Below are 25,451 nucleotides of genomic sequence, written 5' to 3' on the forward strand. Positions count from 1 at the left end.
AGCTATCAATATAATACTACGAAAAGTTTTAGGGGGATTTATATGCGGAAGGCTTTAATCGTTTGGGGTGGATGGGATGGTCATCAACCAGAGCAAGTAGCAGCACTATTCCAACAACAATTAGAAGAAGAAGGATTTCAGGTTGATGTTCAATCCTCATTAGAAGCATTTGCGGATGCTGAATATTTGAAAAGTTTGGATCTGATTGTACCGGTATGGACAATGGGTGAAATTGATCAGAAGCTAGTTGATAATGTTTCGCTAGCTGTGCAAAGTGGTGTTGGACTTGCAGGCTGTCATGGTGGTATGTGTGATTCTTTCCGCAAAAATGTTGATTGGCAGTTCATGACAGGTGGACAATGGGTTGCGCATCCTGGTAATGATGGTGTTCAATACACAGTGGAAATTAATAATAGCTCAAGCTCATTAGTCGATGGAATTAGAAATTTTGAAGTTTCTACTGAGCAATATTATATGCATGTTGATCCGGCAGTTGAGGTACTAGCAACGACTAGATTCCCAATTGTAGACGGTCCACATTCACTGAATAAAGCAGTAGATATGCCGGTTGCTTGGACAAAGCGTTGGGGTGTTGGTCGCGTATACTACAATTCTTTAGGTCATCAAGCGAACATTATGAAAATTGATGAAGTGAAAGAAATGATGCGCCGTGGATTCTTATGGTGTGCGGATGGGAAAACTTTAGCGCAATCTGTAGGGGCAGTGTCAGGTGCCTATACAGGGATGCAAGATAACCAACTTTAAGATGTAGTTCAAAAAGCGGATTTCGGTAACGAAGTGACGCAGGCAGGTTAATCGACATCGAATATGAACTCTAAAACATAAAATCGCATAAGAGGATAAAGGTGATTACGGGAATGGATAAAATTAAAGTTGGAATTATCGGAGCGGGAAACATAAGCGGCATTTATTTGGAAAATGGTAAAAAATTCGATTCTATGGAAGTTATCGCTGTTGCAGATTTAGATGTCGCGCGTGCAGTTGAAAAGGCAGAACAGCATGGAATTAAAGGTTATTCTGTAGATGAACTTATGGCAGATCCAGAAGTTCAAATGGTAATTAATCTAACAATTCCTCAAGCACACGCTAGTGTTAGTATTCGAGCTTTAGAAGCTGGTAAACATGTTTATGTAGAGAAGCCATTTACGGTAACCCGTGAAGAGGCAGAACAAGTAATTGCGATAGCAGAGCAAAAAGGACTTTATGTAGGTAGCGCACCGGATACGTTTTTAGGTGGTGGACTTCAAACTGCAATCAAAGTGATCGAGGATGGCTGGATTGGAACACCAATCGGTGCCACAGCATTTATGTTAACTGGTGGACATGAAAGCTGGCATCCAAATCCAGAATTCTTCTATCAAGTTGGCGGTGGACCAATGTTTGATATGGGACCTTACTACTTAACTGCGTTAGTTGCAATGCTTGGACCTATAACGAGAGTTACTGGTTCTGCTAACATTTCTTATCCTGAACGTACAATTACGAGTCAGCCTAAATATGGGGAGAAGATTAAAGTTGAAGTGCCTACACATATTGCTGGCGTATTGGATTTTGCTTGTGGAGCTATGGGGACGATACTTACAACATTTGATACACCTGGACACTCCACTTTACCGAGAATTGAAGTTTACGGTAGTCAAGGAACTTTACTTGTTCCAGATCCAAATACATTTGGTGGAGTAATAAAAATTAACCGAGCAGGTGCTTCAGAGTGGTCGACTATCCCACATTTATTCAAAAATACTGAAAATAGTCGTGGATTAGGAGCGGCTGATATGGCAGCGGCTATTCTTGAAGGACGTAATCATCGAGCGAGTGGTCAATTGGGTTATCACGTACTTGAGGTTATGCACGGTATTCACGATGCATCTGCTGAAGGAAAACATTACATGATGAAGAGTAGTTGTGAAAAGCCAGAATTACGTCCTCAAGGAAAAAGAGATTTTCAAATTATGTAACGATACTATTATAAATAAGTAATGCTAAATTATAACCTGCCTCACATATTTCTATGAAATATGTGAGGTAGGTTATTTTAATAAGAAGATATCTATTATTGAAGTAGTATATTTATACAGCAATATACATAGATACATACATATAAGAGACGAAAGGTATATCGTTGATTTCCTATCGTATTATTATTTAGTTAATGACTTATATTTGATTTTTTTCGATTATCATACTTTCGAATATTTAGCATTGAAAATGTAATATTAAAGGAAATTAGGGGATATCGAAGAATAATACAATATAAAGGAAAAGACATATATAGAAAGGGGGATGTTATATGCTTTCTCCTCAATATAAACAATATAAGCAGACGTTCAATAGTATTGAAATGCCGTTTGCTTATGTTAATCTTGATCTACTGGATGCAAATATGAAAGCGATTGCTTTAAAGGCAGCTAGTAAAAAAATACGTGTAGCAACAAAGTCTATTCGCTGTGTGGAAATACTAAAACGAATTATGAATGCTAATCAAATTTTCCAAGGACTGATGTGTTTTACAGTTAGAGAAGCTATATTTCTTTTGAAGCACGATTTTGATGATATATTACTTGGCTATCCGACGTGGAATGAGAAAGACATTTCTTCTTTAGTAATGCAAGCAGGTGATAAAAGATTAGTAACGTTCATGGTAGATTCTTTGTATCATGTAGAACAGTTGCAGAAAATTGCCGATCAATGTAAGTGTCAGGTTAGAATCTGTCTAGATATTGATATGTCTGTGACGTATCCTATTCTACATTTTGGAGTAAGACGCTCTCCGATTACATCTTGGGAGAAGACTAAGCCAATCGTTGAAAGAATTCTTCAATGTCAATCATTGACTTTAGTCGGAATTATGGGATATGAGGCACAAATTGCTGGTATAGGCGATCAGGTAGAAGGACAATGGATCAAAAATCAATTGATTAAAGGTCTAAAACGAAATGCTATTAGAGAAGTAGCTAGAAGACGTGCGGAAGTGCTTAAAGGAATTTCAGAATTAGGAGTGCAGCTTGAATTCGTCAATGCAGGTGGAACTGGTAGTATGGATAGCTCGAGTCTAGAAGAAGGGGTAACAGAGATTACGGTAGGATCGGGTTTCTTCTCACCAGCACTATTCGATAGTTACTCAAATTTCAAATACTTGCCTGCAGTAGGGTATGCTGTAGAAATTGTGAGAAAACCTACGGAACGTATAGTAACTTGCTTAGGTGGAGGTTATATAGGATCAGGAGCAGTGGGAATTGATAAGTTACCAACACCACATCTTCCATATGGATTAAAGTTACTTTCACAAGAAGGAGCAGGTGAAGTTCAAACCCCACTTCAATGCCCCGAGGACATAAGTCTAGAGATAGGTGATCCTATATTTTTCAGGCATGCTAAAGCAGGAGAATTATGTGAACGCTTTTCTAAGTTATATGCGGTAGAAGGTAATATCATTGTAGATGAATATTCAACCTACCGAGGAGAGGGAGAGTGTTTCTTATGAGTAACACTGCTGTCCATCTAAGAAAATGGAGAAACTGGTCAGGTACTGTAATTGCGGCCCCTGAGGAATTAGCCTATCCACGAACAATTGAAGAGGTAGCTTCTATTGTAGTGAAATGTTCAAAAGAAGGGAAATACATAAGAGTTGTTGGTTCAGGCCATTCATTTAGTGCTGTTGCAGCATCTGATCAGGTGCTAATGTCTTTAGATGAGATGCAAGGGATAGTTAATGTCAATAGGAGTGAAAATACAGCTACAGTGTGGGCAGGTACGAAGTTAAAACTGCTTGGGGAGCTTCTTCATGCTAAAGGACTTGCTCAAGTGAATTTGGGTGACATAGATGTACAATCTATTGCGGGTGCAATCAGTACAGGTACACATGGTACCGGTAAGCGGCTTGGTTCGATATCGACCCAAGTGATTGGACTAACTGTTGTAAACGGACTTGGAGAAATTATAGAGTGCACGGAAGAATCTCATCCTCAATTATTTAAAGCTTTGCAAATCTCTTTAGGGTCACTTGGTATTATTGTGCAAGTAAAACTAAAATTAAAAGCAACTTATTTATTGGGATATGAGAGCATGAGGATGCAACTTGATAAGTGCTTACCGCAAATGTCTCAATTGGCAGAGGAAAATCGACATTTTGAGATGTACTGGTTTCCTTATGCCAATACTTGCCAAGTGAAAATTATGAATGAAGTTAACTTTTCCACGCCTGAGACTCCTATAAGAGATTATTTTAATGAGCATATTATGGAAAACTCATTATTTGGTGCTATGTCGATGATTTGCAAAGCTATGCCATCGTTAACAAAGACGATAAGTCGTTTGAGTGCTTCTAATATCCCAGTAACGACGAAAGCAGCATATAGTCATAAAATATATGCAACAAAGCGAAAGGTTCGCTTCAATGAAATGGAATATAATGTGCCAGCAGAAACAATGGAAGATGTTATTCGTGATATGCGTAAAGCGATGGATAAACATAATTTTCGAGTTCATTTTCCAGTTGAATGTAGATATGTTGCAAGAGATAATATATGGCTTAGCCCATCATATGAACGAGATTCCGCATATATTGCAATTCATATGTACCGAGGCATGCCATATGAGCAATACTTTAATACGATGGAAGAGATTTTTTTGCATTACGATGGGAGACCACACTGGGGGAAAATGCACTCACTTAAAGGGGCTCAACTACAAAAACTATATAAGCGATGGGATGATTTCATCGCCATTCAATCTGAAATGGACCCGAAGAGGGTATTATTAAGTCCTTATATGCAACAACTATTGCATATATAGAGATACTGGACTATCCAAGTTATCGTGGGATAGTCTTTTTTGTGCTTTAAATCGAAATGTGAAACTTTATGTAGAATAAATTGTTAATTCAATGCAAATACTGGATAAAAATAATTTATTCCAATATAATAAAAATGTATATAAATTGTAAAAGTAGTAAATTAGTGCAGGAGGCTATATGAGAACACAATACACTGAGGAATCGACGATATCGCGAAATAATGACTATATCATTATTCATCAAGGCAGCGTAGTCACCGAGGTTGAGACTGTTCAAGCTTCTATAGTGATACATCAAGGATTAATCGAACAACTCATAACTAGTGAAGAACTTTTAGAAAAATGGTTATTAGAACATCCACAAGCTAGAATCATTGATGCTGCTGGACTCCATGTATTACCTGGCTTAATAGATATTCATTGTGATGCCATAGAAAAGGAAGTTCAACCAAGACCAAATACATTATTCCCATTAGAACTCTCGTTATTAGAATTTGAAAGAAAACTACCACTTCATGGTATTACGACGATGTATCATTCATTATCACTCGGAGTGGGACTGAGCTTACGAGGAGTCCATCTCATGACGGAGCTTGTCCAGCTTATTCACCGCTATAATACAGAGCGGGGGATTGTACGAAATCGTGTACATCTGCGGTTTGAAGTTTCCTATCATGCAGGGTTGCCTATTGTAGAACAGTATATTAAGGAAAACTATATTCACTATCTATCTTACATGGACCATTCACCTGGGCAAGGACAATACCGAGCACCGGGCTCATTTGAAAAATATGTAATGAAAAATCAAGGAGTAACTTCTGATGAAGTTAAAATGATCGTAGATGAATTAATGGAACGTAAAAACGAAGTAGATTGGAATTATCTAAAAGAACTTGCTTTACTAGCAAATATACGGAATATTGCTGTTGCTTCACATGATGATGATACGAATGAGAAAATCGATCAAGCGGTGCAAAGCGGAGTAAGTGTAAGTGAGTTTCCGATAACTTTAGAAGTAGCAAAGTATGCAACGAGTAGTGGAATGAAAGTGTGCGTAGGAGCTCCAAATGTCGTACGCGGAGCCTCGCATGATAATAATTTGAAGGCAGTAGAAGCAATACAACATGGAGCAGCTCATATTGTATGCTCTGATTATCACCCTTCATCCATCCTTCAAGCAATATTCAAATTAGCTAATGATCAAGTTCTACCACTTCATGAATCCACAAAACTAGCAACATTGTATCCTGCAGAGGCAATGAAAATATCACATCAATTTGGATCTATTGCAGTTGGCAAAGCGGCCGACATAATTATTGTCGACCACTTTCACCAGATTCCATTTGTACATACAACGCTTGTTAATGGCGTGACAGTATATCAATCAAAATCTTTTTTTGAGACTCAATATGATGGAGATGCAGTTGAAGAATTATGATCCGATTGCAGATGTTCAAATAGCGTATTCACCATAGAAGATTGTAGTGCTTCATTAGAATCTTTCCAGATAATTTCAAAAAGCACACCTAATCCTGGTAATGCTCGTTCATCAGCATTTACAGAGTCAGTAATCGTCTCATTTAATTCTGCTTTACTGTTGTCTTGAACACGTTGAATAATAGCTTGTCTTAGATCGAAATTTTGCATAAAATATTGCCTCCCATAAGTTTTTCATCATTTATCCGAGTCGAATTGATACCAACAAATACAAATTTGATGTTTATTGATAAATTTGACTGCAATAACTTTACTCTTCCCAGTTAAATGGGGTATCATTCAAGTTATTGATCAAATTTGTAGAAGGTATGTGACATTACATGACGAAAGAACATTTATTACTTTCATCCGTTGCGAATGAGCGAGTAAAACTATGGTCATCCTTGCTGGAGAAGAAGCATCGTGATCGCCAAAGTATGTTTATTATAGAGGGGATTCATCTCATTAAAGAAGCAGTGAAATCAGGCGTTGCAATAGAAGCCATTGTCTACGATGCTGATCGTGGATTACCTACAGAGATTTCCGCAATTACTGAACAAGTACCAAGCTATACGGAGTGGTATAAAGCTTCAAAGCAAGTGATGTCAAAATGCACGGGAACGGAGACTGCTCCGCCAATCTTTGCGGTATTAGGAAAATTCAAAATTTCGGAAGAAGCATTATACGATAAAAAAGGACTTGTCGTTGTATTAGATGGCGTGCGTGATCCGGGTAATGTAGGCACGATTATTCGTAGTAGCGATGCTATAGGGGCTAATGCTGTCATATTAGGCAAAGGTTGCGTTGATCTATATAATCCTAAGACAGTCCGTTCCACAATGGGGTCGTTATTCCATCTGCCAATTATTGAAGGTGATATAACATCGTATATTCAGAAGGCAAAGGAACAAGGTATTCACATTGTAGGGACAAGTCTTCAAGCAACAGATAATTGCTACAGTTATAACTGGCAAGATGGATCTTGGCTAGTTATGGGGAGTGAGGGAGATGGTCTTTCTAGCGAAGTAGAAGCGCTAGTGAATAAGACAATCATTATCCCGATGGAAGGTAATAGCGAATCGTTGAACGTAGCTATGGCAACAACAGTTTTATTATATGAGGCGTTAAGACAGCGTAAGTTTAGCTAACTAGTCGTTAGTATGATAAATCTGTAAATTGCTATCCACTAGCTTTGTTGTTGATTAAATAACTATATTAATAATATTACTGTAAGTAAATTCACTAAGACTAGAGCATGGTCGGGGGTAACCTCAACCATGCTCTAGTCTTTTTTTGTTTATAAAGCCCATCACAAGCTTATACAAGCCTTTCTTAGAATCTAGAACATAGGAATTATTATCTTATAGATTGAATTTAAACTTAACTTACCCCTCCTAATTACATAACTAATAATCATATTTGTGGAAATTATTAACGGTATTATGACATCTTTACAATAAAAATATGTTAATATAGTTAAATAATACTATTATAGTAGGGGGTAACGAGGCATTGGAACATCTTATAGGAAGAAAAGTAGAAAATGATATTATTAATTCTTTTGGGATTACAATTGTTCCTGCCGAAACTATTCTTAACCATGAAGCTATAAGGTTATTGAATAATCATAGAATAGACGTAAACTCTATTATCTTAGCAACTAAAGAATCTAACAAAAATAATAATGATAATGTTCAATTAAGTAATAGTTTTCAACAGACAGTTTCAAAATCGAAAGAGTTATTCGAATCCATATCAATATTTCGTAAAGTTCCTTTAATGGAAATTAGAAAAGAGATTCTTCCTAACATTCATGATATGACAAAACACCAAGATATTTTTGAGTTGTTTGAGGCAATCAAAGCGAAGGATGACTATACTTATCAACACAATATTGGGGTGGGTATATTATCAACGCTTATTGGTACTTGGATGAATTTAGACGAATCTGAACTTTCCATTTTATCACTAGCGGCGACGTTACATGATGTTGGGAAAGTTCATATCCCAATAGAGATTCTAAATAAGCCTGGGAAACTAACAGATAAAGAATTTAATATCGTGAAAAAGCACACGATCCTCGGATATGATTTGTTAAAAGCTACAACCGGATTAAATACTAAAGTTGCACGTGTTGCTTTACAACATCATGAGCGCGAAGATGGAAGGGGATATCCTCTAGGGTTGAAGAAAACAAATATCGAATTATTTAGCTCCATTGTCGCAGTAGCTGATGTTTTTCATGCGATGTCCTCTAAGCGTCCCTATCATGAACCGATACCTTTTCATGAAATTGTTAGTCAAATGGGACATGGGAGATTTGGCGAGCTGAATCCACAAATCGTATCGTTATTCCTTGAAAATATGATGAAAAGAACTGTAGGGAAACAAGTAGTGTTAACGGATGGAAGATTAGGAAAAGTAGTAATGTTAAACCCACATAGAATAGAAACGCCATTAATTAAAATAGATGATGTTTTCGTGGATTTAAGCCAGGAGGAAGGGTTACGTATTAGCTCCATTGTCGCATAGATCTAGTTATCGAGCCGAGCGATTTCAGGATTATCTCCTGATTATCTTTCGGCTCGTTTTTAATTTCTTGTATTCACTTATTCGTTACGCAAGTGTCGGCTCGATATCTAAACTTTATCTTCTTCTGCTCTTTGCTTGCGGTACGCACCAGGAGCTATTCCGTAATATCGCTGAAACACACGATGAAAGTAAGTATAGCTGCCGAACCCAGTTTCTTCTGCGATACGTTCGAGTGTAAGCGGACTTTTCCCCATTAACTCAAGAGCCATCGCAAGTCGCACCTTCTGCGCATACTGCATAATGGACATCCCGAACTCAGCTTTGAATAACTGAACTGATCGGGACACACTTAGCCCTGCATGTTTTGCCACATCGTCTAATGAGAAAGGAGTAGGTGCGTACTCCTCTATATAATGTTTGATTTTATAGGATAGTAGTTTCGGACCAGAAGTGTAAGATTTTGCTTCATCTAGTGCTCTATCTAGTAAATAACAGAGTGCTTTCATCAGAGTGTCTATTAGTGCTAGGTTTCCACCATCAAGTCTTCGTTGCTCGAGTATCAACTGTTGCCAAATAGCGGCTATTCTGCTATTCTCCCCAATTTTTGTTTTATGAGGTCTTCTCTGAAGTTTCCACCATTCATCTAGCCAATCTCCGCTGCAAACAACATAATAGTCCCCACTTGGACCAAGCTCGCCGATTTTAAGATCATATATATCACCCGGTCTGAATAGTAGAAGATCGCCAGGCTCTATAACCTCTGTTTGTCCCGAAATTAATGCATGGCAAAATCCTTCAGTCTGTAGTCGAATAATATAGGATTCAAGTCCAAATTTATAAGTGTTTCTAAAAGGGGTAGTATGGTACATATACGCACAGAACTTCAACTGTATTTGAGATTCCATATTATATTCTTCTCCTTTTCAGTAAGCAGATCGTATAGGTTTATCATTAGTTTGTTTCTACACTTACTCTCTCGTTTCCTTCATAATTATGTGTAAAAGATATAAAGGAGATGGTTCAGATGGTAGCAAAGAAAAATTTATTTTCGCTAGAAATCAAGGAGAAAGTACAATCGTTAATTTCTCAAATGACGATTGAAGAGAAAGTTGGTCAAATGTCGCAATTTGATTGGGGATTTCATGCAATAAATCCCGACGCCGGCGGTGAAATTAATGAAATCATGAAGGATCTTCTAAATAAAGGTATGTTAGGCTCTTTGTTTAATTTATCTGGCGTTGAACAATCCAATACAATACAACAGCAATCAATTGAAAGATCACGACTTGGAATTCCTATGATTGTCGGAAGAGACGTTATTCATGGTTATCGCAGCGTATTCCCAATTCCACTCGCTCAATCGGCAAGCTGGAATCCGGATCTAATAAGAAGAACTGCAGAAGTTGCTTCCAAGGAAGCGGCGTCAGATGGTATTTCATGGGTATTTGCTCCAATGATCGATATTACTAGAGATCCAAGATGGGGAAGAATCGCTGAAACCATGGGAGAAGATCCTCATCTAAGCGAGATTATGGCTGAAGCTTGGGTTGATGGTACCGAAGTGCAAGATTCCACAAATGAAAGCTTATCTGTTGCAAGCTGTCCGAAGCATTATGCTGGTTATGGCTTTGCTGAATCGGGTCGTGATTATAATACGGTAGACGTATCGGATAGAGTACTACGTGAAGTGATTCTGCCTCCTTTCCGTAAAGCTGTAGAAGCAGGAGCACTTAGTATTATGGCGTCCTTCAACGAGATGAATGGTATTCCTGCATGTGCTAATCGTTATTTGCTTACGACGATTTTACGTGAGGAGTGGGGTTTTGAAGGTGTTCTTGTTAGTGATTACAATGCACTAGGAGAGCTTATTACTCATGGAGTTGCCAAAGATGCCGAGGAAGCTTGTGAAATTGCAATTAAAGCGGGTACGGATATGGACATGCATTCAGGAATTTACTATAAATATTTACCGAAACTTGTCAAAGAAGGTCGTATTGAAGAAAGCTTGATCGACTCAGCTGTAGGACGAATATTGGCATTAAAAATGAAGCTTGGATTGTTCGACAACGCTCAAGTTAATCCGGCGCTGAACGAGAACATAATATTATCTGAGGAACATGTGTCATTAGCACGAGAAGCAGCAAGAGAGTCTATTGTATTGCTGAAAAATGATAATCGCACGCTTCCTTTGACGAAGCAATTAAAAACGCTAGCTGTTATTGGACCACTAGCAACGAATACGACAGATCCATTAGGTTGTTGGGCAGCTGATGGTAATCCAGACGATGTTGTTTCTCTACTTGACGGAATTAAAGCGAAAATATCTCCAGACACAGAGCTTCTATACGCGGAAGGTTGTGGTATAGAGAGTGAGGTTGAGAACGGCTTTGAACAGGCACTAGCTGCTGTTGCTAAAGCTGATGTAACTATCATTGCCGTAGGTGAAGGTAAAACGATGAGCGGTGAAGGGAATTCCAGATCTGAACTTGATTTGCCAGGAAAACAACGTAAACTAGTGGAAGAAGCTATTAAGCTTGGCAAGCCAGTTATCGTAGTATTATTTAACGGACGTCCGTTGACGACAGTTTGGCTAGATGAAACGGCTACAGCAATTGTAGAGGCTTGGCACTTAGGCATTCAAAGTGGAAATGCTATTGCAGACGTTCTGTTTGGAGATTATAATCCTAGCGGAAAACTGACAGCGACGTTCCCTCAAAGTGTAGGTCAAATCCCGCTTTACTATTATCGTAAAAATACTGGTCGTCCACCTGGTGGCGTGTATTCATCAAGATATATTGATGCTCCAGTACAGGCGCTATATCCATTCGGTTACGGTTTAAGTTATACAGATTTTGAATATAGCAATCTTGTTTTAAGCTCTACTCATATCAGTAACTCAGATTCTGTATCTGTTTCTGTAGATGTTAAGAATACTGGGAATTACTCTGGTGAAGAGGTTGTTCAGTTGTACATTCGGGATGTAGCTGCTAGCGTAACACAGCCTCTCAAGAAACTAAAAGGATTTACAAAAGTGAGTCTAGCTGTCGGAGAGATGAAGACTGTCACATTCACGGTATCACCTTCTGATCTTTCGATCATAGCGGCAGATAACAATCTAACTGTTGAAGCTGGTAGTTTCCAAGTTATAGTTGGACCAAATTCCGAAGCTGGATTGATCGGAGAAATCGTAGTTCAATAGGTATGGTCATGAAATACTAGATATTAACTGCATCTGTTAGTAACATACTGAAATATCTAAATATTAAACACTAAAATGGTCCCCCTATTAAATTCACTTTTTAAGTGTCTAATATAGGGGGACTGTTACTGTTCTATTATTTGTATAATGGTTTTGTCTTATTATGATCTTTTAGTTATTCATCCTATTAACGTTAGATCATTTATAGTTTATAACTATAAATAAGATAGGTATTATATATTTTACTTGCGGATCGAATTGTAACAAAATGTAATTAATAAACAAACGATTCGTTAGCTATAAACCTTAGTGGTAAGGATGCTTTAAAAACAGCTGTACATTATTAATTATAAGGAGCTGGTATGTTATGGATTCGAATCAAGTGTGGAAGTCGGACTTATATGACAAAAGATTAAGCTTTATTTCTGAATATGGTAAGGGCGTAGTTGAAATTCTTAACCCTCAGGAGGGTGAAAATATTCTTGATCTAGGTTGTGGAACGGGAGATTTGGCTTCTATTATTGCTAATTATGGAGTAAATGTAATTGGTATGGATTACTCCAAAGAGATGATTGAGAAAGCTCGCGAAAAGTATCCTCATATTAATTTTGAAATTGAAAACGGTGAAGATTTCACAGTTAAACAATCCTTCGATGCTGTCTTTTCTAACGCTGCTCTACATTGGATGAAAAATCCCGAGAAAGTGCTTGCTTGTGTATGGGATGCGTTATCCGATAGAGGAAGATTTGTTGCAGAATTCGGCGGATATGGTAATGTTGTAACAATTATTAAGTCGATTAATGAAGTTTTTACAGAAGAGTACGGAAAAGATGCTACAAAATATAATCCTTGGTACTTTCCAACGATAGGCGAGTATAGTACTTTGCTTGAAAAACAGGGTTTTCGGGTAACGTATGCGATCCATTTTGATCGACCAACCAAACTAGAAGATGGCGAGAATGGATTGACTGATTGGTTAACCTCATTTGCAGATAACTATTTCGCAGATTTTGAAGAAGAGGAGAAAAACATTATATTTGCCAAAGTAGCTAACAAAGCTAGAGCTGAGTTATTTCAAAATGGATCTTGGTATGCAGATTATAAACGGATAAGAGTTATGGCGGTTAAACAATAACTCCTTGTTATTCATCTATAAAAACTTACTCATTGCATTTTATTCATTATCTCCTTGTACAATTGTTCAACAGGTTGCGAGCTATCTAACTTGATAAAAGTACTTTTGGATAGCTCCATCTGGTACAATTGTTCTGCAAAAGTACCACCGATACTTTGATCTTCTTCCGTCCAGTATGTTTTACACCATTCTAAAAAATCATTCGTATATAAACCATTTTCATCAAGCCACATAGCATTCGAGCCGTTTCGCTTTATTTCTCTTGTGCGTAATCGTTCCAAACGATCCCTCTCATCAAGGGAAAGGAATACTAGTAGATCACGATCGACAAAACCTTCAGGACACCACGAAAAAACAGATCCAGAAACGATGTAGCTACTATTAGTTTCTATGTCCTCTTCATACATACTTCTACGTAATTCTATCGGGTTATTAACTGTAAAGGAATTGTCTTTCCACAGATAATAATCGGTATCTATCCACTTAATATTCTCTTGTTCACTAATGAATTTCGCTAAGGTGCTTTTGCCGGTGCCCGAGGCACCGATGATTTGTATTTTCACTCGAACTGACCTCCATTGTCTTAATAACATACTATCGAGTTATTCATTGTATCAAATTTCTATTGATGATTTCAAAAAAAATGAAATTTAGATCGTAATGAAATAAAGTGTCACATTTGCGAGACTTCAATTGTTACTTTAGTAGGTATACAAGAAAGGGGGGGAACAATTGACTAGTGAACAGATCGAACATCTTGTTAGTAAAGCACAGCATGGAGATCATCAAGCCTTTTCAGAACTAGTGAAGATGAGTCAACAAAAAGTATTTCGATACTGTTATCCGATGTTGACTAGTCGTCAGGATGGCGAGGATATTGTGCAGGAAACTTTTATTAACGCCTTTCAGCATTTGCACCAATATAAAGATGAAGGGAACTTTATTGGGTGGTTGATGACGATAGCTCACCGATTATGTCTCAATAAGTTGAAGAAGGACAAGCGGATGTTCGCCTTACTGCATAAGATGACAATTGAGCAACCAATAATCGAAACGCGTCAGGAAGAAGAAATCAATGAAGAGATCTTTAAGCTACTTAATCAACTTAAGCCCAAGTATCGAGCAATCGTCATACTTAAAGTACTTGAATCAACTGGTTGCGGTTTATTAGTATATAAGTTTTGTAATGGTTGTCGCAGATCTAATACTAAAGAATTCAGTAATTTATTAATTATTTAGTAACTCTAAAGATTGGTTACTGATCAATGTTATTTCGATTAGTAACCAGTCTTTTTCTTATTGAAGGAGCAGTTACTTTATATAAGAATAGTATTAGATTGATTGTTAATCCAAATGCGACATCTCTTCCATAATAGCTTTTTGAGAAGTTCTCCAATTCATACATATTTGTGGTCTATGATTGATCAGATATAATGAATCAACTATGTTTATATAGCTAGAAATAAAATTTTGTGATATCTTAATATCTTATATAAATTGCTTGAAAATCTTATTGAATAGTGATAAGTTGCTAGTATAAGGAACAATTGTTCGCATTTGAGGGGCGTAAATAATGAGTGAAAAAAAATTAAAAGCAGTAGATTTATTTTCTGGAGCTGGCGGTATGAGTCTTGGTTTTATGCAAACCGGTCTCATAGATGTCGTTGCTTCTGTGGAAAATAATGAGTCTGCTAAGAAAACTTATCAACATAATCATAAAACGTTTAATACAGATAATAAAATTAAATTATATTCGGATATTCGAAATTTGAATTTTAGACAAGAAATACTTGCTAGCTATCCTAAAATTGATATTGTATTTGGAGGACCTCCATGCCAAGGTTTTTCTAATGCTAATCGCCAAAAAACAAATTTAATCTCAATGAACAATCAATTAGTAAAAGAATACGTACGTGCGATAGAGGAACTTAATCCTAGTTCATTTGTAATGGAAAATGTGAAAGCCATGCAATCAAAAAAACATAAGTTCTTTTATTCTAAACAAGAACATAAAGAAATTGTAGAAATTTTAAAATTAGATCTATTTTCAGAAAAATTAATTTTAGGTAATAACTCGCTTGGAACATTCGAAATTATGGGATTCTTGCTTGAAAATCTGGAAGTTGAGTCATTAAGAGATTACATAATCAATGATAAATTATTGTATTCCAAATTAACTCAAATAGATAAAAAACCAAATGAAGCAAAAGAGTATATTAAAAGAAACGAGCGAATACTAACTCGAAGTATTAATAATTGGGAGGCAATGCACAACAAGTATTGGTCTATAACGTTTAAAAAACAGTGGTTGGAACTTGGCGATTTGCTGAATCAGAGTGATCGTAGTGATGAAACTCTTTTGAAAATAATTGATAAAATTAAAGAAATTGTTGAAATTGAAAAAATAATGATGCGTATGAATGAAATTCTTAATAATGGCATAGAAGTATCTGCAATAAGCATTAAAGATAGTTATCTAATTATTGATGTGAAATCTTATAACGTGATGGATTATTTGTTGGCAAAGTTCAATTATTTAGGGTATAGAATTAATAGTGAGTATATTCTTAATGCAGCTAGTTTTGGTGCACCTCAGATGCGAGAACGACTTGTACTAATAGGTGTAAAGATGAATATTATCGGAGATAGCCCTGTAGTCTTACCAACTCCTATTTTTAAAGAAAATCAATATTTTACTGTCAGGGATGCTATATATGATTTAGAACATATAACACCTTTTACATCGATTGAAGCGGAACGAGCTATTTCTAAAACAAAATATGTTAATGAGAATTTATTGTTACGGTATCTGAGTAGTGATACTAAAACAGTTAGAAATCATATGATGACGAATACTACAGATACTGCATTATCAAGGTTTAAAGCTTTACAACAAGGACAAAACTTTCATGACTTAGAAGAATCTTATAAATTATCTTATGCAGATCCAGATAGAACTCAAAATTCAGTGTATTTCAGACTGAGATATGATAGACCCTCTAATACTGTCATTAATGCTCGAAAATCAATGTGGATTCATCCGAGTAAAGATAGAGCAATTAGTATTCGAGAAGTGGCTCGGTTACAAACATTTCCTGATGATTTTGTTTTTGTTGGTTCAAAAGATTCTCAATATCAACAAATAGGAAATGCTGTTCCACCAATTCTAGGAAGAGCTATAGCAGAAAAAATATTATATTATTTAGGGATTAATGTAAGTCTAAAGTTAAGTGATATATTTAAAATGAAACACTTAATATAAAGAGGCTTTGACAAAACTAGCTTCTAAGAAACGAAAAATGATGAAATCTTTATCGATTTCATCATTTTTCATATATTATTCTTATTAAGCGTTGAAAACTTACGTTATTACTGCATATGTTTGTAAGTTTAAAGCCATTAAAGATAGACCGATGTCATGTTCCGCTTTAGATTTTCCTCGTAACGTAAAGTGAGTGAAACTTAAACTAGCCTTTAAGAAGGCATAACGGGCTCTACATCAATTTTACGTTGACGATAGATTTTGCTTGTTTTTTCTTCTGAAAGCATTGCTCTCACATATGCTTTTTGTTGTTCCTATGTTTCAGTTACCATGAGCGTACGGTTTGTACCCTTTTGTGCCTTCGTGCAGCTTGAGCGAAAAGAGAACCTTGTGTAACATTCACATTTATAGAGCTTACACTCACGTTTAAACCCAGAACGATCGTTGCGTGTAGTAAAACGTAAAAAAACAATTTACCATTTTCTTTCGTGTTTGACGTCGTAGCTACTTACGCTCCATGACATCCTCAAATTGCGAAATGAATGGCGTAATATCTTCTACCATTTCCCCCAGATTCTAAGCAATTTCATTCATTTCTTCTGTAGATAACTACTCATCATGTTCATGTGACATTTCTGTGATAATCTTGTTTTCAAGCAGTTCATTGTACAGTTGAGTGGATTTTTCGAAAAGAAGTGTTATTCATAATATTTTTCATATTATATTAATAAAGAAATCATATTCTCCCTCTATCTAAAAAACCTCCAAATATATTTTGTTGGTGATAATGCAAACTATTAATCGAAGGACTGAAAAATTCCTGTACAGGAACAAAAATTCTTTGACCATTTAAGTCCTGTAGCATTTCACTCCCTACATTTGGATGAACTCGAATAGTATAATTATCATTTATTGTAAAGCATCCCGTATCAAATGCCCAATGTAAATCTCTATTCATTAGAATCCCGTTATTAGGGTTAAAACTACCTCCATGACTACGAGGGTAAATATGAGCAGCTTGTAAGTTATTAAAGGTGCCACAATTGATTACTTGTCTGGTTATGGCACATAAGTTTTCATATCCGACAGAAACAAAATCTCGGAACATTACTTGATTTGAAAATAACGAATCAATATTAGTTTGACTAATATTGTTACGAGTTACGATATCATTTGATACTTGTATCAGACCTAGTTCATTAACTTCATTTCCATTAATGTAATCAGGTCTAGTCTGCATTATTTCTAAAATTCTGTCTTCTATAATTTCAATATCTTCATGTAATACTGCGTAATTTCCTCTAATTGAGGAATAATCTATTTCATTACTTAATCGATTGTATAAATGGCTAGTATGATCATTTTCCAAATATGCAAAATAGACAGTTTCATCAACTGTTTCTCCGTTATCATTTAGTTGTATTGTCTGAGGCTTTAAAACAATAATATCGTCTCTTCGGAATAACCATTCATTACCTTCTAGGAAGCGATTCGAATAGAGTCGGTATTCATCCCTTGGTTGCCCACCATTGCCACCCTCATGGTATCTATCGTTATTATAAACGAATGTGCAGTAATTTCGTTCAAAACGTTCTCTATACAAAGGGATTAAAGTAAGTATTCTGTAGTCGTTTAAAATTGTTTGTGAAAGGAATGGAAGAAATGATAAAAAATCTGAGTTTTTGGACATAAATAGATATCGCCCTCTAGAAGGATTATCATTGGGACCATTAACACTACCAAGTTCTTGATGCTGTAATCGTTTAATTAAATAAGTCATAAAATACCCCCAATGTAAACTTAAAATTTATTATACCAAAAACTACCTCTATTATGGAATGGTAGAGGTAGTTTTTGGTTAATTATTTATAAATTCTAATAGTGCAGATGCAAGCTTTTGAGCAAATAAAGGAGGAACAGCATTCCCTATCATTTTATAGTTAGCTCCCATACTTGAGATAAAATTATAATGATTTGGGAAAGTTTGTAGACGAGCTGCTTCTCGGACAGTTATACTTCTAGATTGTGATGAATCTGGATGAATATGTCTTAAACCATCTTTATAAAGATGTGCGGGGATTGTATTGCTTGGCTGATTCCAACGTAGTACATGATACTTATGAATATTTGAATTGCGTCCAGTCAATCGGGTATATAATTCCATTAAAGCATGACTTGTAATATACTGATATTTACCACTTTCGATATCTTCACACAAAATATTAAAAATATTAATATCTCTTCTGTTGTGAAGACGGGGGACATGGTTAGATATATTAATATCAAAAATATGAGAATACTTTCTCCCGTCTCTAATATAATCTAATTCAGCTGGTATAATAGGAGGCAAGTCACCAATTGCATCTCGAACTGTTCTTATGTTTTCACGATATTTTGGCAAAGTATCGAGATAAAATTGCTGTAAAGCGTGCTGAATGTTATTTATAAAACCATTTCTTACTCCGACTATTATGACTCGTTTTCTTTTTTGAGGTACACCATATTCAGATAAATCAAATTGAGCATATGTTTTTAAATCATCTACAATTTCGTAACCCGAGTTTTTAATTTCATTTCTAATTAAATCTGTTACCAAGGTTTCTCCATCAGGTTTAGCACTAAGAATACCTGGAACATTTTCAAAAACAAACAAATTAGGTTTGTAATGTCTAACCAATTGCATGTAACTTTCAAACAAGAAATTTCTATAGTCGTTTCGCATGCCATTTTCATCTCGTATACGTCCTGCAACTGAATATGCTTGGCAAGGGGGGCCACCAATAATTAAATCTACGTTTGAACCGCCTATTATGGCGTCTAGTCCAACATGAGAATCGTATTCTTCATCATTTTCCCAACCACTAATTAATTCTTCAGTACGTTGAATATCAAAGCGAATGACACGTTCATCTGAGTCAATCATATTATAGTTATTTTTCAAGTGATTTCTAAGATTCTCAACTTGAGGTTTTTCCCATTCTACAGCTGCTAGCATATTATAATTATGATTTTGTTTAAAACCTTCTGAAAAACCACCACAGCCTGCAAAAATATCAATAAAATTCATTATTGTATCTCCTTTATAAATAGTCTTTCAATTTGGTACCTAGGTGATAGCCTAATAAAGGAGGCACAGCATTTCCAACCTGTCTATATTGTTGAGTTTTATTTCCGGAAAATCGGAAGTCATCGGAAAACGATTGTAACCTAGCATTTTCACGTACAGTAGGTACACGATTAAACTCATAATGAAAGTGATTTCGATGCCCAGTATCAATTGTCTTTGAAGGTTTATTACGATGATAACGTGTCCACGCCTCATTAAATTTACGACTATCGCCTACACCAGAAGGTAAATCTTTATGGTTTCCTCCTTCGGGAACTTGCGAGATTACATCAATAACAAGATCAGAATGCTTTGTACCAACATGATTAAACAATTGAGTAGAATTTTTGCGCATCTTTTTTTGGTATTGACTTTTTGGAGGAAAATGATAATCGCTTACTTCTGTTCCAAGGTTAATTGTAAAGTCGTGTAAATCACTGATAGCATCTCCACATGTAATATATTTATCAGGACTTAAAATAGGTTTAGGAAACTCGAATTTTTCTTCACTTAAAAGACCGACGAAAAACAATCGCTTTCGAATTTGAGGTACGCCATAATCAGGTGCATATAGAATTTGATCATTTACTGTATAACCCAAATCGCTAAATTCTTTTATAATAGCTTCACGAGCTTTGCCATTATATAAAGTAGCGAGTCCGGGGACATTTTCTAAAACAAATGCCTTAGGTTGGAAGAATGCAACTGCATTTACCATAGCCTGAAATAGAGTGTTTCGTTTATCATCTTCTGCGCGTTTCCCAGTCAAAGAGAAGCCTTGGCAAGGAGGACCCCCAATAATCAAATCAATTTGTTTACCTTCGGTCAAACTAGCCATTTGTAAAATCGTGGAACTTTGGAATAAATCCCCGTCCATTGCAACTGCATTATCATGATTTGCTTTAAAGCTGATTAATGCATCATCATTGTTATCGACACCAAGCAGTACTTCAAAGCCAGCATCCATGAAACCTCGAGATAGACCTCCACAACCACAGAACATGTCAATGACTGTTGGTTTTTGTTTTTTCATAAATTCAACTCCAATTTTTCTCTTACAATTTAATATATATTTGCTGATTAGCACTACTTTTTTTTGCAACATTCACAATATCTTTTAAACGACCATTCTTTACTTCGTTAATAAATAATGAACCTAATATACGCCGCTCACCAATAGCGAGTCGATTCCACTCGTATCCTTTAAATAAATCTTTAATTAAAAATTCTTCACCTATTTGAAGGTTAGGAACTTCCTGAATAGCTTTTTTTAAACAATCCAATATTATTCCTCCATAACAATAAAGATAAGCATAAACATAAGCTTATATTATATTTTATTTAGAAAATAGTAAATTGTAAATAGTAGAAAGCGAATATTTGTTCTTATTAGGAGTGGGCTTTTATTTTTTTACGAAGATAATATATGTTTTCATATGTACAGTGTATTTTTATTAGGAAGGACTGTACATAATTATCTATTCCAATATTTTACTGATTCATAGTATACTAGAGAATAAGTTAAGACTTACAGGTCTTAGCTTATTCAATTTAATAAAATATACTTTTTAATGATAGATTAAAATGATAATAAACGGGATGGTAATGTAATGGATGATTTAATATTAATTCCTTTTGCGCCAAATTTAGTAGAGTCGACACGTTCAATTGGATACTCTTTTGAAACTGCAATGGCAGATATTATTGACAATTCAATCAGTAATTTTGCAAAGCGGGTGGACGTAAAGTTTTCAAATTCCGACATTCCCTATGTCGCAGTAATTGATAACGGAATTGGAATGGGAAATATTGAACTTGAAAAAGCAATGCGGTATGGAAGTAACAGTTCTTTAGTTGAACGAGGAGAAACTGATTTAGGACGATTCGGCTTAGGTTTGAAAATGGCTTCTATGTCGCAATGTAGGAAACTGACCGTAATCTCAAAACAACTAGGAAAACTTTCAGCTGTATGTTGGGATTTAGACTATATTCACAAAACACAAAATTGGTCTTTGATAAGATATACAGAAGAACAAATAGCTAATCTTAGATTTACATCTGATTTAGAAAGCTATGTTTCAGGAACAGTGGTGCTGTGGGAAAAAATAGATAGAATTTCTGAATCTCCTAATGAATTTGATAGAGAGTTCAATGAAAAGTTGAATTTCGCAGATAAACACATGTCACTTGTTTTTCATAGATTCTTAGATAATAAATTATCGAAACAATATTTTGAACTTTTTTTCAATAATAGAAAAGTTGAACCAATTGATCCATATATGTTGTCTAATCGGGCTACTCAGCAACTTGAAGAAGAAACTTTATTTATAGATAAGATACCGGTAAAAATAACTCCATTTATAACTCCATTTGTTAGTAAGTTATCTATAAAAGAGAGACAATTACTAAATGAATATAGAGAATTGAATTTAAAACAGGGGTTATATATTTATCGAAATAATCGACTAATTGTTTGGGGGAAATGGTACCGCTTATTAAGTGACGGGGAGCTTAAACGTCTTGCGAAAGTGCGTATTGATCTTCCAAACAATATTGATAATCATTGGAAAATAGATGTGAAAAAATCTTCTGCTCAAATACCTAGTATGATTAAAGAACAACTCAAACAAATTGTTCTTCGTGTGGTTGGAAGAAGTGAACGAGTTTATAGATATCGAGGAAGAAAAGTTTTTCAAGATAGTTACCAACACATTTGGAACAAAATCGAAAATCGCGAAAAAATGCAATACTTGGTAAATCGTGACATACCAATTTTTAAAGTACTGCAAGAATCTTTAAATGATGAGCAGTTTAAACTTTTGGACGGTTTTGTTAAGAGTATTGAAGATAGCTTTCCGTATTCAGCTGTCTATTACGACCTAGCCCAAGACGAACAGTTTGAGGATAAAATACTTGAAGTTCAACAAGTTTACGAATTAGCCAAAAATACAATTGACGGATTAGCTAGAAATAAGGATGAGCAAATTAAGTATTTAAAAAATTTGGCTTTAATTGATATGTTTCAGAAGTACCCTGAAGTTATTCGGATGTTGGAAAAGGAGTTTGAATATAATGAGTAATGAAATCGTTGTAACAATAGAAGATCTTGCGAGTATTATGTTGCCAAAAGACAATTTAGAAGAAATTACAGAGGAACAAATTAAGCAAACTGTACTGTCTATTATTCCAATAGCTCAAATGAAATTCGGTGGAATACATATAAGTCAAATGGATATTGATGCTGCTATAGTAAATTTAGAAGAAAGATACGCTATAACTATGGATACCGGGACTCTTCTTAAAGAAGATAATTATAAGAAATGGTATTACAATTCTAAAGCTGATCGAGGAACTGCATATTGGGATAGATATAGTCGATATCTTGTAAATGATGTGAACTTGCCACAAATAGTGATCAACAAGATTGATGAAGCTTCTGAAGATATTATGGATGTTCTTGGTGATCCGCTATCAGAAACAGGTTTTCAACGTAAGGGGCTAATTATTGGTTCTGTTCAATCTGGGAAAACTTCGAATTATACGGCGTTAATAAATAAAGCAGCTGATAGTGGATACAAAGTAATTATTTTGTTGACTGGTACAATCGAGAAATTACGAAAACAAACACAAGGACGTATAGATGAAGGTTTTGTAGGAATGCACAGTCGTAATTTGTACGAAATTAAGAAATTGAATAAGAGAAACGCTTATCTTGGCGCTGGGAAATACGACAATAAAATAAATGTGGCATCATTCACTACTACCGAGAAGGATTTTGACCTTAAAGGACTAAACATGAGACTGTCATCTGTAGCGGACCCAGTAATTTTTGTAATAAAGAAGAATAAGTCAATTTTAGAGAAACTTCATTATTGGCTAAAGGAAAAGAATGCAGACCAATCAACAGGTATGATCGATTTTCCAATGTTATTAATTGATGATGAGGCCGACAACGCATCAGTAAATACTAACGATCCCGATAAAGATCCGACAGCAATTAATAAAGAAATTCGTAATATGTTGAAATTGTTTAGAAAATATAGCTACGTGGGTTTTACAGCTACTCCATTTGCTAACATTTTTATTGATCCTCAGTTAGAGGATGAAACACATGACGATCTGTTTCCAAAAGATTTTATTTACTTACTAGAGCAACCTTCAAACTATATTGGTCCATTGGAAATGTATAGTGAGACTGGACAGTATCATTACATGATTCGCTACAATGATGACATGGAAAATATCTTGGAGTTGAAACACAAAAATGGTACTACAATCTCAACACTTCCGGAATCTCTTAAGACATCTATAAAGTTGTTCTTACTCGCAAATGCTATTCGAGATTTGCGTGGTCAAGAAAAGAAGCATCGTTCTATGCTAATTCATGTATCGAGATTTATTAGCGTTCAAAAAGTTGTTCAAGAGCAGGTAAAGAATTATTTCAACCTCGCAAAAGAACAGATTAAAAACTATGCGCTTTCTGAAACCGAAGAACCTTTCGTTAAAGAATTACACGCTCTTTTTGAAAAGGAGTATGGTCAAGAACGAAACGCTATTTACGGAGATGAGTCCTTTAATAAAATGGGGATTAATGAACAATGGGCTGACGTAAAACAAGTTCTTTATAAGGCCATTAGTCCAATCCAAGTTCATACGGTAAATAGTGGATCAGCATCTCAAAGAATGAATTATGACGAGTATGAAGAAGGACTGCGCTTAATTGCAATTGGTGGCTTAAGCCTTGCGCGTGGACTTACCCTTGAAGGGTTAACAATAAGTTATTTCTACCGAAATACAAAAATGTATGACACGTTAATGCAAATGGGAAGATGGTTCGGTTATCGCGATGGATATTCCGATTTGTGCAGACTTTGGACATCATGTGAGTCTGCTGGATGGTATGAGCATATTGCCGAAGCAACTGAAGAATTACGTCATGAAATTAAACGGATGTCAAGAGAAAATAAACGTCCAATAGAATTTGGACTACGTGTACGTTCTGCTGAAGATACTCCATTAATTGTAACTGCAAAAAATAAGTTGAGGCACTCTGAACAAATAAAACTTGTACGTCAATTGAATGGTCGAATGATTGAGACAGCGATTCTACCCTCGAAGAAAGAAGAAATAGAGGCGAATAACGATGTTATTGAGCGCTGGTTAGTCAATAATAAAAAATATTTTTATGAGGATGCATTAAAAATTGGTATTCAGAAACCAACGTTTAAAGATGTTCCGAAAGAAGCAATTATTGATTTGCTGACGTATATAGAATATCCATACATGAATGAATTTTCAAAAGACAGTATCCTTGTAAATGAAATTAAGAAGAGTACATCAAAAATCTTTGATAAATGGGACGTTGTAGTAGCTACTAATCTATCTAAAAAGGATGAAGAATCAAAAATGTTTGGAGAAATTACTATTTATCCAATTACTCGTTCGTTTGATTTCTTCGGAACTGGGGGCTACGTCAGAATATCTAAATCAAAGAAAAGATTAGGATCCACAGTTTACGCTTTGGGAGGCCTCATGAAAGAGGAAAAGGAGTTAATTGAAAATAGTGTGGATAATCTTTTGAATGGCCAAAAAAACAGGAGAGGTGGTCAAAAAGCTCCTACTCAAAATATGTATTTCAATACAGGAATTCCACGTAACCCACTTATAGTTATTTATCCTGTACAGTTATTGAGCTCAAAAGGTGTAGATTCTGAAGTAGATAGATATGTTAATTCATTGGACGATCAATTAATTACGGGGATAAGTATAGGTATCCCCGACATTCAAGGGATACAATCCGTAACCTACGAGTATGTGGTGAACAAGGTTTATCAAATGGAGCTTATAGAAGGTAGCTCTAATCAGTTCGATTGGGACGAGGGATATGACGAAGATGATGTTGATCTATTAGATGATTAGTGAGGAG

Annotated in this window: 20 protein-coding genes; 13 read left to right on the top strand and 7 right to left on the bottom strand. The window is 35.5% G+C overall.

Features of this window, described 5'->3' with window-relative positions; genetic code table 11:
* The first annotated feature begins 42 nt into the window (after nt 1-42).
* From NAG76_12560 to NAG76_12580, 5 genes are all read left to right on the top strand, one after another.
* A complete protein-coding gene (locus NAG76_12560; GenBank protein ID URN92685.1) occupies nt 43-765 on the top strand; it encodes a ThuA domain-containing protein in 723 nt (240 codons plus the stop codon).
* 113 nt (nt 766-878) lie between these two features.
* Nucleotides 879-1,979 carry a Gfo/Idh/MocA family oxidoreductase gene (locus NAG76_12565; GenBank protein URN92686.1) on the top strand — a complete coding sequence of 367 codons (1,101 nt, stop codon included), beginning with the start codon at nt 879-881 and terminating at the stop codon, nt 1,977-1,979.
* Between the two features lie 332 nt (nt 1,980-2,311).
* Nucleotides 2,312-3,505, top strand: a complete 1,194-nt coding sequence (locus NAG76_12570) for an amino acid deaminase/aldolase (protein URN92687.1) — start codon at nt 2,312-2,314, stop codon at nt 3,503-3,505.
* Nucleotides 3,502-4,815, top strand: coding sequence for an FAD-binding protein (locus NAG76_12575; GenBank protein ID URN92688.1), 1,314 nt, complete (start codon nt 3,502-3,504; stop codon nt 4,813-4,815). The genes NAG76_12570 and NAG76_12575 overlap by 4 nt, the downstream gene beginning before the upstream one ends.
* Before the next feature lie 178 nt (nt 4,816-4,993).
* Entirely contained in the window at nt 4,994-6,253 is a 1,260-nt protein-coding gene (locus NAG76_12580) for an alpha-D-ribose 1-methylphosphonate 5-triphosphate diphosphatase (GenBank protein ID URN92689.1), read from the top strand.
* Here NAG76_12580 and sspI read toward each other — a convergent pair.
* Nucleotides 6,220-6,462 carry a small acid-soluble spore protein SspI gene (sspI, locus tag NAG76_12585; protein ID URN92690.1) on the bottom strand — a complete coding sequence of 81 codons (243 nt, stop codon included), beginning with the start codon at nt 6,460-6,462 and terminating at the stop codon, nt 6,220-6,222. The two genes, NAG76_12580 and sspI, sit on opposite strands and share 34 nt — an antisense overlap.
* A gap of 170 nt (nt 6,463-6,632) precedes the next feature.
* Between sspI and NAG76_12590 the strand changes: the two genes are divergently transcribed.
* Nucleotides 6,633-7,439, top strand: coding sequence for an RNA methyltransferase (locus tag NAG76_12590; protein ID URN92691.1), 807 nt, complete (start codon nt 6,633-6,635; stop codon nt 7,437-7,439).
* Between the two features lie 364 nt (nt 7,440-7,803).
* Nucleotides 7,804-8,823, top strand: a complete 1,020-nt coding sequence (locus NAG76_12595) for an HD-GYP domain-containing protein (protein ID URN92692.1) — start codon at nt 7,804-7,806, stop codon at nt 8,821-8,823.
* Nucleotides 8,824-8,930: 107 nt separating this feature from the next.
* Here NAG76_12595 and NAG76_12600 read toward each other — a convergent pair whose 3' ends face one another.
* Nucleotides 8,931-9,728 (bottom strand): AraC family transcriptional regulator, encoded by a 798-nt coding sequence (locus NAG76_12600; protein URN92693.1) that lies wholly within the window; start codon nt 9,726-9,728, stop codon nt 8,931-8,933.
* Between the two features lie 119 nt (nt 9,729-9,847).
* On the opposite strand from NAG76_12600, the gene bglX reads away from it, so the two are divergent.
* Both bglX and NAG76_12610 read left to right on the top strand, forming a co-directional pair.
* Nucleotides 9,848-12,022 (top strand): beta-glucosidase BglX, encoded by a 2,175-nt coding sequence (gene bglX / locus NAG76_12605; protein URN92694.1) that lies wholly within the window; start codon nt 9,848-9,850, stop codon nt 12,020-12,022.
* Between the two features lie 367 nt (nt 12,023-12,389).
* Nucleotides 12,390-13,157, top strand: coding sequence for a class I SAM-dependent methyltransferase (locus tag NAG76_12610; GenBank protein URN92695.1), 768 nt, complete (start codon nt 12,390-12,392; stop codon nt 13,155-13,157).
* 29 nt (nt 13,158-13,186) lie between these two features.
* On the opposite strand, the gene NAG76_12615 is transcribed toward NAG76_12610, so the two are convergent.
* Nucleotides 13,187-13,720: an AAA family ATPase gene (locus tag NAG76_12615; GenBank protein URN92696.1), complete on the bottom strand. Its 534-nt coding sequence runs from the start codon at nt 13,718-13,720 to the stop codon at nt 13,187-13,189.
* 169 nt (nt 13,721-13,889) lie between these two features.
* On the opposite strand from NAG76_12615, the gene NAG76_12620 reads away from it, so the two are divergent.
* Together NAG76_12620 and NAG76_12625 are read left to right on the top strand one after the other, a co-directional pair.
* Nucleotides 13,890-14,396, top strand: a complete 507-nt coding sequence (locus NAG76_12620; protein ID URN92697.1) for an RNA polymerase sigma factor — start codon at nt 13,890-13,892, stop codon at nt 14,394-14,396.
* Between the two features lie 334 nt (nt 14,397-14,730).
* Nucleotides 14,731-16,419, top strand: coding sequence for a DNA cytosine methyltransferase (locus NAG76_12625; protein URN92698.1), 1,689 nt, complete (start codon nt 14,731-14,733; stop codon nt 16,417-16,419).
* A gap of 736 nt (nt 16,420-17,155) precedes the next feature.
* Here the strand turns inward: NAG76_12625 and NAG76_12630 are convergent.
* The 4 genes from NAG76_12630 to NAG76_12645 form a co-directional block, all read right to left on the bottom strand.
* On the bottom strand, nt 17,156-18,199 hold the full coding sequence (locus NAG76_12630; protein URN92699.1) for an HNH endonuclease: 1,044 nt from the start codon (nt 18,197-18,199) through the stop codon (nt 17,156-17,158).
* A 78-nt stretch (nt 18,200-18,277) separates the two neighbouring features.
* The gene (locus NAG76_12635; GenBank protein URN92700.1) at nt 18,278-19,486 is read right to left on the bottom strand and encodes a DNA cytosine methyltransferase; all 1,209 of its coding nucleotides are present in this window, start codon (nt 19,484-19,486) and stop codon (nt 18,278-18,280) included.
* 13 nt (nt 19,487-19,499) lie between these two features.
* A complete protein-coding gene (locus NAG76_12640; protein URN92701.1) occupies nt 19,500-20,558 on the bottom strand; it encodes a DNA cytosine methyltransferase in 1,059 nt (352 codons plus the stop codon).
* 22 nt (nt 20,559-20,580) lie between these two features.
* Entirely contained in the window at nt 20,581-20,808 is a 228-nt protein-coding gene (locus tag NAG76_12645; GenBank protein ID URN92702.1) for a single-stranded DNA-binding protein, read from the bottom strand.
* A 327-nt stretch (nt 20,809-21,135) separates the two neighbouring features.
* Between NAG76_12645 and NAG76_12650 the strand changes: the two genes are divergently transcribed.
* Together NAG76_12650 and NAG76_12655 are read left to right on the top strand one after the other, a co-directional pair.
* The gene (locus tag NAG76_12650) at nt 21,136-22,605 is read left to right on the top strand and encodes an ATP-binding protein (protein URN92703.1); all 1,470 of its coding nucleotides are present in this window, start codon (nt 21,136-21,138) and stop codon (nt 22,603-22,605) included.
* Nucleotides 22,598-25,444 (top strand): Z1 domain-containing protein, encoded by a 2,847-nt coding sequence (locus tag NAG76_12655; protein ID URN92704.1) that lies wholly within the window; start codon nt 22,598-22,600, stop codon nt 25,442-25,444. Before NAG76_12650 ends, NAG76_12655 begins: the two co-directional genes overlap by 8 nt.
* The last annotated feature ends 7 nt before the right edge of the window (nt 25,445-25,451 follow it).

This window comes from Candidatus Pristimantibacillus lignocellulolyticus (assembly GCA_023639215.1).
Lineage (GTDB): Bacteria > Bacillota > Bacilli > Paenibacillales > Paenibacillaceae > Pristimantibacillus > Pristimantibacillus lignocellulolyticus.